Consider the following 15,949-nt stretch of genomic DNA (forward strand, 5'->3'; position numbering starts at 1 on the left):
AGCCACCGGAAACCGATGATCCTGATCCGCGCGATTGGCCTGATGCTGCTCCTCCTTCTGGGAATGCTGCTGCCGTCGAACGCCAGCGAATCCGATCTGCGCGCGGTCGTCGCCAAACTCGCCACCGCCTCCAATTTTTCAGCGATCGAAGCCGTCGTGCGCGAGCTTGCGGCAACCGGCGACACAGCCGTCGAACGGCCGCTTGCCGCGCTTGCGGAGGGCAGCCTTTACGTCCGCAAGGCCGATTCAGTAGTCTTTGTCGGCAAGGAGAGCGGCGACAGCATCGAACTGCTCGATGCGCTCACCGGCGAAAAGTCTGGCGAAGCAGCCAAGGCCGACATCACCAAGATCAAGGTCAACAACACGCTGCGCCGCGTCATCCGCGACGCGCTGGGCACGCTGACGCTGGGCTCCAAGGATCCGGCGGTGCGCATTGCCGCCGCCGACACCATGTTCAAGACGCCGGACGCGGCAAACATCGAGCCGCTCGACACCGCGATCGCCAATGAGAGCGCGGCAAGCGTCAAGGCGCTGCTCGAACAAGCCCACGCCGCGTCGGTTCTCGTTTCAGACAGGCCGGAGGCCGACAAATTGGCGGCGATCGCGCTCATCGGTGGGCGCGGCGACCGCGATGCGGTGTCGCTGCTCACGTCGGTGGAGGCCACTTCCGAAGGTGCGGTGAAGGACGCGGCGACTGCGGCGATATCCAACATCAATTCGACGCTGGCGCTGTGGGATGCCGGCCAGAATATCTGGTACGGCATATCGCTCGGATCGGTGCTGCTGCTGGCGGCGATTGGCCTTGCCATCACTTTCGGCGTCATGGGCGTCATCAACATGGCGCATGGCGAGATGGTCATGCTGGGCGCCTACACGACCTTCGTCGTGCAGGAGGTTATCCGCAATTCCTTTCCCGGCCTGTTCGACTGGTCGCTGGTCATCGCACTGCCGCTGGCCTTCCTGGTGGCGGCGCTCGTCGGCCTTGTCATCGAGCGCGGGCTGATCCGCTTCCTCTATGGCCGGCCGCTGGAGACCCTGCTGGCGACATGGGGTGTCTCGCTGATCCTGCAGCAGGCCGTGCGCACCATCTTCGGGCCGACCAACCAGGAGGTCGGCAACCCATCGTGGATGTCAGGTTCGTTCGCGATCGGCCAGCTTTCGGTCACCTGGAACCGGCTCTGGATCCTGGCTTTTGCGCTCGGCGCCTTCGCTGTGCTGCTTTACGTGATGAAACGCACGCCCTGGGGGCTGCAGATGCGTGCCGTCACCGCCAATCGCCGGATGGCCGCCTCTATGGGCATCAGGACGCCGTGGGTCGATGCCCTGACCTTTGCATTAGGGTCCGGCATTGCCGGCATCGCCGGTGTCGCGCTCAGCCAGATCGACAATGTCTCGCCCAATCTCGGCCGCGGCTACATCATCGACAGCTTCATGGTCGTCGTCTTCGGCGGCGTCGGCAATCTCTGGGGCACGCTGGTCGGCGCCTTCTCGCTCGGCATTGTCAACAAATTCCTCGAACCCTATGCCGGAGCGGTCCTCGGCAAGATCGTCGTCCTGGTGCTGATCATCCTGTTCATCCAGAAACGCCCGCGCGGTCTGTTCGCGCTCAAGGGCAGGTCGGTGGAAGCATGATCACGCGACGCTTCTTTGCCGCCGGCGCCGACCGCCGCGTCGCCATCACCATCTTCATCCTGCTGGCGGTTGCGATCGTCGTGCCGCTGCTCAATCTTGCGGTCTCGCCGACAAGTGCGTTTTACGTGCCGTCCTATATCGTCGCGCTCACCGGCAAATATCTCTGCTATGCGCTGCTCGCCTTGGCCCTCGATCTCGTCTGGGGCTATTGCGGCATCCTCTCGCTCGGCCACGGCGCCTTCTTCGCACTCGGCGGCTATGCGATGGGCATGTATCTGATGCGCCAGATCGGCTCGCGCGGCGTCTACGGCAATCCGCTGCTGCCGGACTTCATGGTGTTCCTGAACTACAAGGAACTGCCGTGGTTCTGGTACGGTTTCGACCATTTCTGGTTTGCCGCAATCATGGTGCTTGCAGTACCCGGCCTGCTCGCCTTCGTCTTCGGCTGGTTTGCCTTCCGCAGTCGCGTCACCGGCGTCTATCTGTCGATCATCACCCAGGCGATGACCTATGCGCTGCTGCTTGCCTTTTTCCGAAACGACATGGGTTTCGGCGGCAATAACGGCCTGACCGACTTCAAGGATATTCTAGGCTTCAACGTGCAGGCCGACATGACACGCTCGGCGCTGTTCGCGGCCAGCGCCGTCATGCTGGCGTCTGCCGTCTTCGTCACCTGGGCAATCGTCGGTTCCAAATACGGCAAGCTTTTGATGGCGGTGCGCGACGCCGAAAGCCGCACGCGCTTTCTCGGCTGGCGGGCGGAGAACGTCAAACTGTTCGCCTTCACCGTGTCGGCGGTGATGGCCGGCATCGCCGGTGCGCTTTACGTACCGCAGGTCGGCATTATCAACCCTGGCGAATTCGAGCCGTCCAATTCGATCGAGGTGGTGGTGTGGGCCGCCGTCGGCGGGCGCGGCACCATCGTCGGGCCGATCATGGGCGCGCTTTTGGTCAATGCCGGTAAATCCTGGTTCACCGGCGTGCTGCCGGAATTCTGGTTGTTTGCGCTGGGCGGACTGTTTGTCGCCGTCACGCTGTTCCTGCCCAAGGGCATCATCGGCATGTGGGATTCCTGGCGCGGCAACGCCAAGGCGTTGCGGGCGGCCTCGGTTGCCGAGGAAGCCGGGATCGATCCCGATGCGCCGGTGCCGCCGAAAACCGACCGTTCGGCGGCGAGAAGGCCGGGCGACTGGTCGGCCTCCAGCGCCGAACCGCAGCCGGCGGAGTGATGGCGTGATGTCGAAGAGCAACACCATCCTCTATCTCGACGGCGTCTCGGTTTCCTTTGATGGGTTTCGCGCCATCAACAACCTTTCGCTGGTGCTCGACAAAGGCGAGATGCGGGCGATCATCGGCCCCAACGGCGCTGGAAAGACGACGATGATGGACATCGTCACCGGCAAGACGCGGCCCGATGCGGGCGAGGTTTTCTTCAACGGTGAGGTCGACCTGACCAAACACGACGAGGCCGAAATCGCCATGATGGGCATCGGCCGTAAATTCCAGAAGCCGACCGTCTTTGAAAGCCACACGATTGAGGACAATCTGATGCTGGCGCTGAATGGCCCGCGCTCGATCTTCCCGGCACTGTTCCATCGTCGCTCGGCCGCGGAAGTGCGGCAGATCGACGACATCCTCGGTATCATCCGGCTTGGCGACAAGCGCGACGAACTCGCCGCCAATCTGAGCCACGGCCAAAAGCAATGGCTCGAGATCGGCATGCTTCTGGCGCAGGATCCGCTGCTGCTGCTGGTCGACGAACCGGTTGCCGGCATGACCGACGCCGAGACCGAGGAAACCGCGCGGCTGCTCAGGGATATCGCGCGCGACCATTCGGTCATCGTCGTCGAGCACGACATGCATTTCGTGCGCGAGCTCGGCGTCAAGGTTACCTGCCTGCACGAAGGCTCGGTGCTTTCCGAGGGCAGCCTCGACTTCGTTTCGGCCGACGAGCGCGTCGTCGAAGTCTACCTGGGGAGATGATCATGGTCTGGCGCGTTCCGTTCCATCATTTCGACCTTTCGTTCTTCACGCGTTGGAGAAAGCGCTGACCATGCTCGAAGTCTCCAATGCCACGCTGCATTACGGCGCCGCTCAGGCGCTGCGCGGTGTCTCGCTGACAGCCGGCGCCGGCAGGATCACCTGCGTGCTCGGTCGCAACGGCGTCGGCAAGACCAGTTTGATGAGATCGATCGTCGGCCATCACCGGCTGACGAGCGGAAGTGTTGCCTTCGAGGGGAAGGCGCTCGACCGGAGCGCGGCGTATGATCGCGCCCGGTCGGGCATCGCATTCGTGCCGCAGGGCAGGGAGATATTTCCGCTGCTTACGGTGCGGGAAAACCTCGAATCGGGCTTCGCGCCGCTGAAGCGCGCCGACCGCAACATTCCCGGTCACATCTTCGAATTGTTTCCGGTGCTGAAGCAGATGCTCGCGCGCCGCGGCGGCGATCTTTCCGGCGGCCAGCAGCAGCAGCTTGCCATCGGCAGGGCACTGGTGATGCGGCCGAAGCTGCTGGTGCTCGACGAGCCGACCGAAGGCATTCAGCCGTCGATCATCAAGGATATCGGCCGCGCCATTCGCTATCTGCGCGACCAGGCCGGCATCGCCGTGCTCTTGGTCGAACAGTATCTCGATTTTTGCCGGGAATTGGCCGACGAGGTCAACATCATGGACCGTGGCCAGATCGTTCATACCGGCCCGGCCGAGGATCTCGACCGGGCGGACGTCCGCAAATTCCTGACCGTCTGAATTCTTATTGATTCTATTACTTTGCAACTCTGGCGCGCTGCAGATTGCGTGCTAGATTTTGCTTGGCCTTGGTGAGTCGGCCGCTTTCCGTACCAGTTTCAACTTGGCAGATCAGGGGAAGGCGCGGCTGCGTCGGCACGCTTGCGCGCAAGCCGTTCCCTTCCAGCGATCTGTTGTCGTCCAACATTTCGGGTGCTTGGGAGCCAGGGCCAGTCAATGGAGCGCTATGTCGAGGACTACCAGAAACGACGGCTCACGGAGCGCGTCGACATCCTGACAGCCATCAACATTCTGAAATCGCAGGGGTATGACCACGACGAACTCATCGCGGAGATCACCAAGGTCTTCTATGTCGATCTCGATGCCTTTAACGAGATCGTCAGGGTTGATCGGCGTCCGGACGAACGCGCCGCATAGCCGGTAGTTTAGGACCAAGCCAGGCGGACCACCGACAGCGGGGCGTCAGCCTGCGACCCGCTTCATCAGGGCGATGGCGCCGAATGGAGCGCGGACCTTGCCCTCTGTGATGAAGTAGACGAACACATCGCGTGGCTTGACCGGCGCCTCGGTTGAAGGGTCGGCACGCGACAGGTCGTTCGGCACCTTGCCTTCCGCCCAGGTTTTTGCGCGCGCCGCCCATTCGTCGAGCGCCTTTGGCGTGTAGCAATCGGGATTGTCGTCGTTGCCGGTCTGCAGCCGCGCATAGATGAAATCGCCGGTAACGTCGGCAATCCCCGGATATTTGGCGTGGTCGGCATAGACGATGGCGGCCTTGTGCTTTCGCGCCAAGGCGGCGAACTCCGGCACGACGAAGCTGTCGTTGCGCACCTCGACCGCGTGACGCAGCGCAACGCCGTCCTGCTTTTCCGGCAACAGCTTGAGGAAGGCCTCGAAATCGTCCGGGTCGAATTTCTTGGTCGGCGCGAACTGCCACAGGATTGGCCCGAGCTTGTTGCCAAGTGCCGCGACGCCCGACCCGAGGAAGCGCATGATCGAATCCCCGGCCTCGCCGAGCACGCGGCGGTTGGTGACGAAGCGGTTGCCCTTCAGCGAATAGACGAAACCATCCGGCGCCTCGTTGGCCCATTTGACGAAGGTCGGTTCCTTGAAGCTCGAATAATAGGTGCCGTTGACCTCGATAGTGGGCACCTGCCGGCTGGCATAATGCAGTTGCTTGGCCTTCGACAATTTGTCCGGGTAGAAGGACGTGTCCCACGGCTCGAAGGTCCAGCCGCCCATGCCGGCGCGGATTGTTCCTGATTGAGTCATGGTCGTCCTCCCGGTTTGCAGAAAAGGATCACGCGATGGCGGTCGTCTCGACGGCTTCGCCATGTCGACGACCGTCCATCCTGGCCGATATGGATTGGGCCGGCGACCCGTTTCGCGAAAGCCGTAGGCCTTATACAACGAAACGTTCCGTTCCATTCTGGCATTGGTGTAGAGTCGGATCTCAGGCAAGCTCCACAGCGCGTCTGTTGCTCGGCCCAGTCGAGCAGCCCGATGCCGAAACCCTTGCCCTGAAAGGCTGGCGCAACGGCAACGCTGAAGATCATTGTATGGTCCGCATGTCGTTCGAGAACGATCAAGCCGGCCGGCTGTCCGTTCTGCTCCAAAAGCCAGACCTCGCCGCGTTGGATGCGCGGCGCATAGCCCTCTGTGACGGGGATCGGCGGCGCTCCGAACAGGGCAGTGTAGGGCGCGTAGGCGTCCGTGGTGAGCGAAATTACCGTGGGGAGATCATCGGCCCGAGCGGCTCTCATCATCAAAACTGGCCCGCGCCGGCAGCGGCCGCAATCACCTTGTCCATGCCGTCGGCGATCGCCGCGACGGCATTGCAACTGGCGTCGCCCAAGCCGTGGCGCTCAGCGAGCCAGTGTGCGTCATTGTAGGAAAGCCAGACCTCGCCTTGCTCGTCCTCCCAAGCCAGTGCCTTGACCGGCAGATCGATGCCGGCAAGCTGCCGGTCCTGCATTAGTGGCGTACCGCCTTTCGGATTGCCGAAAATCAGGAGCTGGGTTGGACGCAGTGATGTTTCGACGCTGCGCGCACCAGCGGCGTGATCAATGCGGGCGAAGACCAGCAATCCTGCACGTTCGACAGTTTCGACCAGGCGATCGATGGTTTCGGTCACGCCGAAGCGGCTTTGGACCGTGATGAGACCGTTCTTTGCCATCACTCCGCCGCTTCGCGCTTGCCTCCGGGGCGCCGCTCCAGCAATTCCCTCAGGAACTGCCCGGTATAGCTGCGTTTTTCGCGGACGATGTCCTCCGGCGTGCCGGACGCCACCAACTCGCCGCCGCCGTCACCACCTTCGGGGCCAAGATCGAGAACCCAGTCAGCGGTCTTGATCACCTCTAGATTGTGCTCGATGACGACGACCGTGTTCCCCTGGTCGACCAGCTCGTGCAGCACTTCAAGCAACTTGGCGACGTCGTGGAAATGCAGGCCGGTGGTTGGCTCATCGAGAATGTAGAGCGTCTTGCCGGTCGCCTTGCGCGACAGTTCCTTGGCAAGCTTGATGCGCTGCGCCTCGCCGCCCGACAAGGTCGTTGCCTGCTGGCCAACATGGATGTAGCCGAGGCCGACCCGTTTCAGCGTCTCCAGCTTGTCGCGCACGCCGGGCACGGCGGCGAAGAAATCGACGCCTTCCTCGACCGTCATGTCGAGAACGTCGGCGATCGACTTGCCCTTGAACAGGACGTCCAGTGTCTCGCGGTTGTAACGCTTGCCGTGGCAGACGTCGCAGGTGACGTAGACGTCGGGCAGGAAGTGCATCTCGATTTTGATGACGCCGTCGCCCTGGCAGGCCTCGCAGCGGCCGCCCTTGACGTTGAACGAGAAGCGGCCCGGCTGGTAGCCGCGCGCCTTGGCCTCCGGCAAGCCGGCGAACCAGTCGCGGATCGGCGTGAAGGCGCCGGTATAGGTGGCGGGGTTGGAGCGCGGGGTGCGCCCGATCGGCGACTGGTCGATGTCGATGACCTTGTCGAGGAATTCCAGCCCCTCGATGCGGTCGTGCTCGGCCGGATGCTCGCGCGAGCCCATGATGCGGCGCGACGCCGCCTTGAACAGGGTCTCGATCAGGAAGGTCGACTTGCCGCCGCCGGACACGCCGGTGACGGCGGTAAACGTGCCGAGCGGGATTTCGGCGGTGACGTTCTTCAGATTGTTGCTGCGCGCGCCGACGACCTTCAGCCGGCGGTTCTTCTTGGCCTCGCGCCGCACTGCCGGCGTCGCCACTTCGAGCTCGCCCGACAGATATTTGCCGGTGATCGAAGCGGGCGTCGCCATGATCTGCTGCGGCGTGCCCTGGGCGATGATGTGGCCGCCATGAATGCCGGCGGCCGGGCCGATATCGACGACATAGTCGGCGTGCAGGATGGCGTCCTCGTCGTGCTCGACGACGATCACTGTGTTGCCGATGTCGCGCAGATGCTTCAGCGTATCGAGCAGGCGGGCATTGTCGCGCTGGTGCAGACCGATCGACGGCTCGTCCAGCACGTAAAGTACGCCGGTCAGGCCGGAGCCGATCTGCGAGGCAAGACGGATGCGCTGGCTCTCACCGCCTGACAGCGTGCCGGAGTTGCGCGACAGCGTCAGATAATCGAGCCCGACATCGTTGAGGAAGCGCAGCCGCTCGCGGATTTCCTTGAGCACGCGCACCGCAATCTCGTTCTGCTTGTCGTTGAGAGAAGCGGGCAGATCGGTGAACCACTGGTCGGCCTTGCGGATCGACAGCTCGGTGACCTCGCCAATGTGCTTGCCGGCGATCTTGACCGCGAGCGCCTCGGGCTTCAGCCGATAGCCGCGGCAGGCCGGGCACGGCGTGGCCGACATGAAGCGCTCGATCTCCTCGCGCATCCAGGCGGATTCGGTTTCCTTCCAGCGGCGCTCGAGGTTGGGGATGACGCCCTCGAAGGTCTTGGTCGTCTTGTAGGAGCGCAGGCCGTCATCGTAGTGGAAGGTGATTTCGCGCTCGCCGGTGCCGTGCAGGATGGCTTGCTTTGCCTCTTCGCTCAGATCCTTGAACTTGTCGCCAAGCTTGAAGCCGTAGGCAACGCCCAGCGCTTCCAGCGTTTGCGCATAATAGGGCGACGTCGATTTCGCCCAAGGGCTGACGGCGCCGGCGCGCAGCGAGACATTCTCGTCGGGCACGACCAGGCTGGCATCGATGGCGCGTTGGCTGCCGAGCCCATCGCAGGTCGGGCAGGCGCCGAACGGATTGTTGAAGGAGAACAGCCTGGGCTCGATCTCGGGAATGGTGAAGCCGGATACCGGGCAGGCGAACTTTTCCGAGAACAGCATGCGTTCATGCGTCTCGTTCTTCGATTTATTGACCGAATCCTCGCCGGTCTGGCTGGCGTCGAGCGGCCTGTCGGCAAATTCCGCTACCGCCAGTCCGTCGGCAAGCTTCAGCGCGGTCTCGATGGAATCGGCGAGCCGTGTCGCCAGATCGCCGCGCACGACGATGCGGTCGACGACGACGTCGATGTCGTGCTTGTACTTCTTGTCCAGCGCCGGCACGTCGGCGATCTCGTAGAAGACGCCATCGACTTTGACGCGCTGAAAACCCTTCTTCTGCAGCTCCAGCAGTTCCTTGCGGTACTCGCCTTTGCGGCCGCGCACTATCGGCGCCAGGATGAACAGCCGGGTGCCTTCCTCGACTGCAAGCACCCGGTCGACCATCTGCGAGACCGTCTGGCTCTCGATCGGCAGGCCGGTGGCCGGCGAATAGGGTACACCGACGCGGGCGAACAAAAGCCGCATATAATCGTAGACCTCGGTGACGGTGCCGACAGTCGAACGTGGGTTCTTCGAGGTAGTCTTCTGCTCGATGGAGATGGCTGGCGACAGGCCGTCGATCTGGTCGACGTCCGGCTTCTGCATCATTTCGAGGAATTGTCGTGCATAGGCCGAAAGGCTCTCGACATAGCGGCGCTGGCCCTCGGCATAGATCGTGTCGAAGGCAAGCGACGACTTGCCTGACCCCGACAGCCCGGTCATGACGATCAGGCTGTCACGCGGCAGGTCGAGATCGACATTCTTCAGATTGTGTTCGCGTGCCCCGCGAATGGAGAGATATTTATGGTCGGCCATCGCCGGTCGCCGCCTCAGAATCTGGAATTCGTGGGATGGGCGGGTTTTCCCGACCATCCCCTATGTAGGTAATTTCGCCGCCTTTTCGAGAGACGCCACAACTCTCGACCAAAGCGTTTAACCGCCTTTCGCGCGAACGGGCAAGCGGAAAGAACAAAGGCCGAACACGCTCCTGACAAAAGCTGCCCGTGCGGCTGGGTTCACCCGGGGTTCACAAAGCGTCTCGCGATCACATTTTTCGGTAATCGGCCATTCAAGGTTGACGTCCATCTGTCACGGGGGCAGACTCCAAACGTCAACGAAGCCGGCCGTCTTTCGATGGCCTCGCGGCCTGGGGCTAGCCTGCGAGACGCCGCGGGTTATGCGATGAGCGCTTCGACGACAGTCGCAACGAACAGAAGGAGAGCAGAGGCATGACTCCACCGGACAGTTCCTTGAGGCTCCACGTGTCGCTGGAGCCGCGGCAGGTATAAGTGGCTAGGCCAGGCGTTTGCGCTACCTGCCAACGTTGACCTGCCGATCCCCACAACAATCAGAGACTGCTAGTCGGATCGTCGGCTGAACGCCGCGAAGCATCCGAAATAAAAAGCCGGCAGTACACTCCCGGCGATTTGGATTTTAGATCCAAGAAGCCCCGTCAATTGCACAAGCAATGACGGGGCTGTTCGTTTGAAGCGCACATTTGTCGGGCATACCAGGCGAACTTACCGGCTGGGGGGCCTGATTCCGCCGGTAGCGACATCGATGGTTATGCTGCCGGAAATCCGAACGTCGGTATCGCCGATCTTGAACGTGCCGTTGCCGCTGCTTGGAACCGCGTCGTCGGGCTCAGGCTGCGGCCCTGGCTCGGCGATGCGATAGTCGCTGGTCACGCCGGGCAGGGCGCCCTTTTGCGAAGACGTCGAATTATCTTGGGCAAATGCCATGTCCACCAGCATGTTCGTGCCGGCCACAGTAGCGATAGCAAGGCACAACAGGCTGGATGAACGGCTGGCGGTCATCGCCGCACTATAGTGCATAGTGCCGTGATGGCGGCAAGACCAGATCGATGGCGCTGAAATTGCGGGCGCTCAACCGCCTCGGTTGCGTCCGCCGGCCCGGCTCGTTCATGCGGCCTGCTTGCGAGTGTCGAAAACATGGTCGACGAGTCCCCAATCCTTGGCCTCCTGGGCGGTCATGAAAAAGTCGCGGTCGAGCGTGCGTTCCACTTCTTCGTAGGTGCGGCCGCAATGGTGGGCGTAGAGATCGGTCATGCGCCGCTTGGTGCGAAGGATGCCCTCGGCATGGCGCTGGATATCGGAGGCTTGGCCCTGGAAACCGCCGAGAGGCTGATGCAGCACGATGCTGGTGTTGGGTAGCGCGATACGCCGCCCTGGCGTGCCCGCCATCAGGAGAAACGAGGCCATCGAGGCGGCGAAGCCCATACAAACGGTGGAGACCGGGCAGCTGATATACTGCATCGTATCGTAGATGGCGAAACCGCTGGTCACCACGCCACCCGGCGAGTTGATGTAGAGCGAGACCTCCTTGTCGGGATTGTCGGATTCCAGCGACAGAAGCTGGGCGCAGACCAGCGCCGAGGTGCCGTCGTCGATCGGCCCGTTGATGAAGACGATGCGCTCGCGCAGCAGCCGCGAAAATATGTCGAAGGCACGTTCGCCGCGGCTCGACTGCTCGATCACCATCGGCACCAAATTGGCAAGGCCGCTCATCGTTATCTCCTTTGACTGTCGTCGTTCAGGCCGCGCGCATAAAGAGGCGCGGGGTGTTTGCGGCGTTCTGCTTGTACTTGGGAGTGCGCGCTTCAAACGAAAGTCGGCAACCGGCGCCTGCGATCGCGATCTCCGGCACTGCTGCCCGAGCAAAACCATCATGGACGATGCGCAGATGCGTGCCGCCGGAAACGGTGCGGTCGAGCGTAAAGGTGACGATGCTGTCCACTGGGCTATCGTTCATTGGGCTGCCCACCGGGCTGTCGGGCGGCACCTGCGTATCGCCGGGCGCCGGCCGCTCCCGCCAGGAATAGCGCAGCAGCCGTCCGGGATCCGCGTCGAGGATTTCGCACTCGATCGGCGCAGCCGGCGCTTTAAAGGCAAAGCGGTTGCCGACCTTTGGTTCAATGTCGTTTGGCATCATCCAGGCCGCGAGCAGGTCCGGCACTGTCAGCGCCCGCCACACTTTTTCCGGCGGCTCGGCCAACTCGCACTCGAACTCGATCTTGTCTGCCGCCATTTCCGCGCGTTCTTTGCCTCGGCTGGTCATTGGTCCATGTCCTTCAAAACCGTCTTGAGCCTTTCGATGCGCTCTGGCCAGAACGCGCGGTAGCGTTCGATCCAGCCGAGCAGCGGCGCAAGCCCGTTCGGATCGGCGCGATAATAGGCATTGCGGCCGGCCCGGCGTTCGACCACGAGGCCGGCACCTCGCAGCACCGCGAGATGCTGCGATACCGCCGGCTGCGAAACCGGCATGCCATTACGGAGTTCCGATACCGTCATCTCGCCGTCGGCGAGCCGCTCATAGACGGCGCGACGCGTTGGATCGGCCAGTGCCCGAAAAATCTCTGCTTCGATCATTCCAAAAGCATAAGTCGATACTTATCGGTTTGGCAAGTCGCGTTTTTAAGACAGGCAGTGTTTTTTGCGACGAGCGAGATTTTACAAACGCGTCGGAAGCCAGCGTCTCACCATGTCTGGAGATCCGTTAAACGTTGCCTCAAAAACTGGTGACGCGAGCACGGCATGAATATGAAGCAGTTCGGAGCCGACGTTTCGGAAGCCATGTTGCCTGTGCGCGGCAACAACAAGCGACTGTCCGGCAGTCAAGACGAGATGCTCGTCATCGATCCACATCTCGGCCCTGCCGGCGATGACGGTAAGCACTTCCTCGACCGGGTGCCAATGTGTCGGGGCGCCAACCGCAGGTTCGACCCATTGTTCAAATATGCAAAGTTGAGTTGCGCCGTTGCAGGCCGAGACATGCATGCGGGTCTTTACTCCCGTCCGCCATTCTTCTTGCGGCTGATCGTCATGCTCGACCATCTTCATTGAGTTCGCCTCGATCTCCGGGTTCGTGGAAGTTCGACGCCAAGACACTACCTGTTACTGACATCTATTGACAGTGCAGGACCTTTAACCTAGAACGAAAAGAGAACAAAAAACCTTGTGGGAAAAGGCAGCCACAGCAGGCAGGGATTATCCATAGTCTGTAAGGTGCAGCGACAGAAAATCTGGTTTCGGATGAGCGCGGAGAAGTATCATGGCGGGTAGCGTCAACAAGGTCATTCTGGTGGGCAACCTCGGTGCGGACCCTGAAATCCGCCGCCTGAATTCGGGTGACCCGGTCGTCAATATCCGCATCGCGACGTCGGAAAGCTGGCGCGACAAAACATCTGGAGAGCGCAAGGAAAAGACCGAGTGGCACAATGTCGTGATTTTCAACGACCAGATCGCCAAGGTGGCCGAGCAGTATCTGAAGAAAGGCATGAAGGTCTATGTCGAGGGCCAGCTGCAGACGCGCAAATGGCAGGACCAGACCGGCAATGACCGCTATACGACTGAGGTTGTGTTGCAGAAATTCCGCGGCGAGCTGCAGATGCTCGACGCACGGGGCGAGGGCGGCGGCCAGGTCGGCAACTATGCCGGTGGTGGTGCGAGCCGCGGTTCCGATTTCGGCCAGTCAGGCCCGGGCGAAAGTTTCAATCGCGGTGGCGCCAACAAGGGCGGCGGCGGCGGTTCATCGCGCGAGCTGGACGACGAAATCCCGTTCTGATTTCTCGGGGCGGACTGCCCTTGCGGCGAAAAGCGCCAGCACCTTGGCCACGAAATGGCGTCCCGAAAATCGGTCTTGGATTTTCGGGACGTTATGCGTTTGAGCGGTGAAAGGACGTATCAAGTGAAAGCAAGGGTCAAATGGGTGGAGGAGCGCACTTTTGTTGGCGAGTCCGCCAGTGGGCACAAGCTGGTGCTAGGCACGGCGTTCGGGCCGGAGGGCAAGACGCCGGGGCCGAGCCCAATGGAACTGGTGCTGATCGGCACCGGAGGCTGCTCGGCCTATGACGTGGTCCATATCCTCGAAAAGGGGCGCGAGGCGGTCGAAGATTGCGTGGTCGAACTCGATGCCGACCGTGCAGAAGCCGATCCCAGGGTGTTCACCCGCATTCACATGCATTTTGTCGTCAAGGGCCGGGCGCTGTCACACGACAAGGTGAAGCGGGCGATCGGGCTTTCGATCGAGAAATACTGCTCGGCCTCGGCAATGATGGCCAAGACTGCCGAGATTACCCATGACTTCGAAGTCATTGAAACGACAGCGAAGTAGGGCAGTTCCTAGGTCGCCATCAGCGCCTTGATGCCGTCGGCGACGAACTGTATGGCGAGCGCCGCCAGGATGACGCCGAGCAGCCGTGTCAGGATCGAACGGCCGGTTTGGCCGAGAATACGGTCGATGCGCTCTGACAGCACGAACACCAGGTAGGTGATGACGAGGCAGATGGCGATGATGCCGACAAGGGCTGTCTGCGCGCCAAAACCCTGAAACGAGCTTGAGAGCAGGACGGTCGCCGAAATCGCGCCGGGACCCGCAATCAGCGGGATCGCCAGCGGAAAGGCGGCGATGTTGTGGATCATGTCCCTGGTGATGGCGACGTCGCCGATCTTCTCCTTACGGTCCTGCCGGCGCTCGAACACCATTTCGAAGGCGATGAAGAACAGCAGAAAGCCGCCGGCGACGCGGAAGGCCGGCAGGGTGATGCCGAAGACCGACAGGATCGACGCGCCGGCGATTGCGAACAATGCCATCACCAGGAAAGCGATGATCGAGGCGCGCACGGAGACCTGGTTGCGCTCCTCGCGGTTCATGCCGCGGGTCACGGCAAGGAAGAGCGGCGCGAGGCCGGGCGGATCGATCGTCACCAGTATGGTGACGAAGGCGTTGAACAGGCTGTCGAAGCTCGGCATGCTGACCCTCCCCGCCGGCAACGCCGGTTAGCGGGATTGGTAGAGCAAAGCGAAGCCAGTGGAAACCGTGCGGATCAGGGGCTGGCGGTGCGGCGCGCCAGAAACTCGACTTCGAGACGCCAGGTGGCGCCGTCGTCATACGAACGCTCGCCCAGCCAGCGGAAGGAATCTCCGGTGATCCGGGAAAAGCTCCAGCGTACCGAAGGGCCGGTGCCGTCTGCGCCTAATTGGACGATCGTGTCGCCTTCGACGCGGCCCAGCTGGCGGCTGTAATACTGGTTGCGCGGGTCGCTCCAGAAGATGTGCCAGGCGTCGACGCCTGGGTCATAGACGCGCAACGTCGTGCCATAGAAGGTCCATTTGCCGAGCGAAGGGGAGGAACCAGCGTCACGAGCTGGCAGGATCCATACGTCCTGGATCGCGCGGCCTTCAAGCACCCAGCCGAAATGCACCTCGCCGCGCCCGGTCAGCACCTGACCGTCTTCGAGATGGCGCGTGGCGTCGAACGTCCAGGCGCCGACGAAGCGGCCGTAAAGGTTCAGTTTCTCGGCAAGGGCCGGTGTGGGCCCATCGCTGTGCAGGGCCTTGGCAAAGGAATTGGACATGGCTTCGCTCTCATCTTGTCAGGAGACCGACAAGCATAGAGGCCGGCAGGGGTTCTGCGCTTGGGAAAAATTGCTATGTTTGGGCGATGACGACGAGCGCGCATAGGCTGGCGTCGGGCCGAGGCTGGCAGGTGTCGGATGTCATCTGCACCGCCAGCGCCGCTGACAGGCCATTCGAGGAGGAGCATCGGGATTTCTGCGTTGCTGCCGTAACCAGCGGCACCTTCCGCTATCGTGCCCGCCAGGGCACGGCGATGCTGGCGCCGGGCGCGCTCCTGCTCGGCAATCCCGGCACATGCTACGAGTGCGGGCACGAGCATGGCGCCGGCGACCGCTGCCTCTCCTTCCATTTCGGACCGGCCTGCATGGAGCGGATCGTCGCCGACGTGCCGGGCGCCAAGACGTTCGATTTCAGCACGCCGCACCTGCCGCCCTTGCCGGCGCTGGTGCCGCTGCTCGCCGAAGCGGAGGCGGCGCGCGAGATGGCCGACACCGGCGCGTTCGAGGAACTCGCCCTGCGCATTGCCGGTGCCGCGGTAACAGCGGCTTGCAGCGCAACGGATCGGGGACGGACGCCGAGCCGCCGTGACCAGAAGCGTGTTGCCGAAGCGGTGCGGCGCATTGAAGTCGATGCCGACCGGCCGATCTCGCTTGCCGAACTCGCCGACGAGACCGCCACAAGCCCTTACCATTTCCTGCGCACCTTCCGGCACGTTGCCGGTATGACGCCCTACCAATTCCTGCTGAGAACGCGGCTGCACAGGGCAGCCGTGCGGCTGCGGACGTCAGATAACACAATTTCGGCGATCGCCTTTGCGGCGGGATTCAACGATCTATCAACCTTCAACCGCCGTTTCCGGCGGCTGATGGGCGAGGCGCCGGGTACTTATCGCGCCCGCCGGCGACGCCGGTGA

Annotated in this window: 18 protein-coding genes and 1 pseudogene; 8 read left to right on the plus strand and 11 right to left on the minus strand. The window is 62.3% G+C overall.

Features of this window, described 5'->3' with window-relative positions:
- The first annotated feature begins 15 nt into the window (after nucleotides 1–15).
- The 5 genes from urtB to NKH83_RS20445 all read left to right on the plus strand — a co-directional run bounded on the left by urtB (nucleotide 16) and on the right by NKH83_RS20445 (nucleotide 4,798).
- Nucleotides 16–1,632, plus strand: coding sequence for an urea ABC transporter permease subunit UrtB (gene urtB / locus NKH83_RS20425; protein ID WP_352806985.1), 1,617 nt, complete (start codon nucleotides 16–18; stop codon nucleotides 1,630–1,632).
- Complete coding sequence (urtC, locus tag NKH83_RS20430; protein WP_352806986.1) at nucleotides 1,629–2,861, plus strand: urea ABC transporter permease subunit UrtC; 1,233 nt, start codon at nucleotides 1,629–1,631, stop codon at nucleotides 2,859–2,861. Before urtB ends, urtC begins: the two co-directional genes overlap by 4 nt.
- 7 nt (nucleotides 2,862–2,868) lie before the next feature.
- Nucleotides 2,869–3,615: an urea ABC transporter ATP-binding protein UrtD gene (urtD, locus tag NKH83_RS20435; protein ID WP_254817380.1), complete on the plus strand. Its 747-nt coding sequence runs from the start codon at nucleotides 2,869–2,871 to the stop codon at nucleotides 3,613–3,615.
- Nucleotides 3,616–3,685: 70 nt separating this feature from the next.
- On the plus strand, nucleotides 3,686–4,381 hold the full coding sequence (gene urtE, locus NKH83_RS20440; RefSeq protein WP_352478978.1) for an urea ABC transporter ATP-binding subunit UrtE: 696 nt from the start codon (nucleotides 3,686–3,688) through the stop codon (nucleotides 4,379–4,381).
- Nucleotides 4,382–4,597: 216 nt separating this feature from the next.
- Nucleotides 4,598–4,798 carry a hypothetical protein gene (locus NKH83_RS20445; RefSeq protein WP_023674857.1) on the plus strand — a complete coding sequence of 67 codons (201 nt, stop codon included), beginning with the start codon at nucleotides 4,598–4,600 and terminating at the stop codon, nucleotides 4,796–4,798.
- 45 nt (nucleotides 4,799–4,843) lie between these two features.
- On the opposite strand, the gene NKH83_RS20450 is transcribed toward NKH83_RS20445, so the two are convergent.
- The 9 genes and pseudogenes from NKH83_RS20450 to NKH83_RS20490 form a co-directional block, all read right to left on the minus strand.
- On the minus strand, nucleotides 4,844–5,650 hold the full coding sequence (locus NKH83_RS20450) for a DUF72 domain-containing protein (protein WP_352807106.1): 807 nt from the start codon (nucleotides 5,648–5,650) through the stop codon (nucleotides 4,844–4,846).
- Between the two features lie 54 nt (nucleotides 5,651–5,704).
- Nucleotides 5,705–6,147, minus strand: a pseudogene (locus NKH83_RS20455) (GNAT family N-acetyltransferase); the annotation flags it as partial.
- Entirely contained in the window at nucleotides 6,144–6,554 is a 411-nt protein-coding gene (locus tag NKH83_RS20460; RefSeq protein ID WP_352801768.1) for a DUF302 domain-containing protein, read from the minus strand. The gene NKH83_RS20460 and the pseudogene NKH83_RS20455, both read right to left, overlap by 4 nt.
- Nucleotides 6,554–9,475 (minus strand): excinuclease ABC subunit UvrA, encoded by a 2,922-nt coding sequence (gene uvrA / locus NKH83_RS20465; RefSeq protein WP_352806990.1) that lies wholly within the window; start codon nucleotides 9,473–9,475, stop codon nucleotides 6,554–6,556. The genes NKH83_RS20460 and uvrA overlap by 1 nt, the downstream gene beginning before the upstream one ends.
- A 704-nt stretch (nucleotides 9,476–10,179) precedes the next feature.
- Entirely contained in the window at nucleotides 10,180–10,476 is a 297-nt protein-coding gene (locus tag NKH83_RS20470; protein ID WP_352479042.1) for a hypothetical protein, read from the minus strand.
- Between the two features lie 105 nt (nucleotides 10,477–10,581).
- Nucleotides 10,582–11,187, minus strand: a complete 606-nt coding sequence (locus tag NKH83_RS20475; protein ID WP_254817374.1) for an ATP-dependent Clp protease proteolytic subunit — start codon at nucleotides 11,185–11,187, stop codon at nucleotides 10,582–10,584.
- 25 nt (nucleotides 11,188–11,212) lie between these two features.
- Nucleotides 11,213–11,737, minus strand: a complete 525-nt coding sequence (locus NKH83_RS20480) for an SRPBCC family protein (RefSeq protein WP_352478974.1) — start codon at nucleotides 11,735–11,737, stop codon at nucleotides 11,213–11,215.
- Nucleotides 11,734–12,048 (minus strand): ArsR/SmtB family transcription factor, encoded by a 315-nt coding sequence (locus tag NKH83_RS20485; protein ID WP_352478973.1) that lies wholly within the window; start codon nucleotides 12,046–12,048, stop codon nucleotides 11,734–11,736. The genes NKH83_RS20480 and NKH83_RS20485 overlap by 4 nt, the downstream gene beginning before the upstream one ends.
- Before the next feature lie 81 nt (nucleotides 12,049–12,129).
- Entirely contained in the window at nucleotides 12,130–12,519 is a 390-nt protein-coding gene (locus NKH83_RS20490) for a cupin domain-containing protein (protein WP_352478972.1), read from the minus strand.
- Between the two features lie 211 nt (nucleotides 12,520–12,730).
- Between NKH83_RS20490 and NKH83_RS20495 the strand changes: the two genes are divergently transcribed.
- Both NKH83_RS20495 and NKH83_RS20500 read left to right on the plus strand, forming a co-directional pair.
- On the plus strand, nucleotides 12,731–13,243 hold the full coding sequence (locus NKH83_RS20495; RefSeq protein WP_023674867.1) for a single-stranded DNA-binding protein: 513 nt from the start codon (nucleotides 12,731–12,733) through the stop codon (nucleotides 13,241–13,243).
- A gap of 123 nt (nucleotides 13,244–13,366) precedes the next feature.
- On the plus strand, nucleotides 13,367–13,792 hold the full coding sequence (locus NKH83_RS20500; RefSeq protein WP_352455706.1) for an OsmC family protein: 426 nt from the start codon (nucleotides 13,367–13,369) through the stop codon (nucleotides 13,790–13,792).
- A gap of 8 nt (nucleotides 13,793–13,800) precedes the next feature.
- Here NKH83_RS20500 and NKH83_RS20505 read toward each other — a convergent pair whose 3' ends face one another.
- Together NKH83_RS20505 and NKH83_RS20510 are read right to left on the minus strand one after the other, a co-directional pair.
- Complete coding sequence (locus tag NKH83_RS20505) at nucleotides 13,801–14,430, minus strand: MarC family protein (protein ID WP_254817370.1); 630 nt, start codon at nucleotides 14,428–14,430, stop codon at nucleotides 13,801–13,803.
- Between the two features lie 74 nt (nucleotides 14,431–14,504).
- Nucleotides 14,505–15,035 (minus strand): hypothetical protein, encoded by a 531-nt coding sequence (locus NKH83_RS20510; RefSeq protein WP_352478971.1) that lies wholly within the window; start codon nucleotides 15,033–15,035, stop codon nucleotides 14,505–14,507.
- Nucleotides 15,036–15,121: 86 nt separating this feature from the next.
- Here NKH83_RS20510 and NKH83_RS20515 point away from each other — a divergent pair, with 86 nt between their 5' ends.
- Nucleotides 15,122–15,949: a helix-turn-helix transcriptional regulator gene (locus NKH83_RS20515; RefSeq protein WP_352478970.1), complete on the plus strand. Its 828-nt coding sequence runs from the start codon at nucleotides 15,122–15,124 to the stop codon at nucleotides 15,947–15,949.

The sequence above is a fragment of the Mesorhizobium sp. M0909 genome (genome assembly GCF_040319515.1).
Lineage (GTDB): Bacteria > Pseudomonadota > Alphaproteobacteria > Rhizobiales > Rhizobiaceae > Mesorhizobium.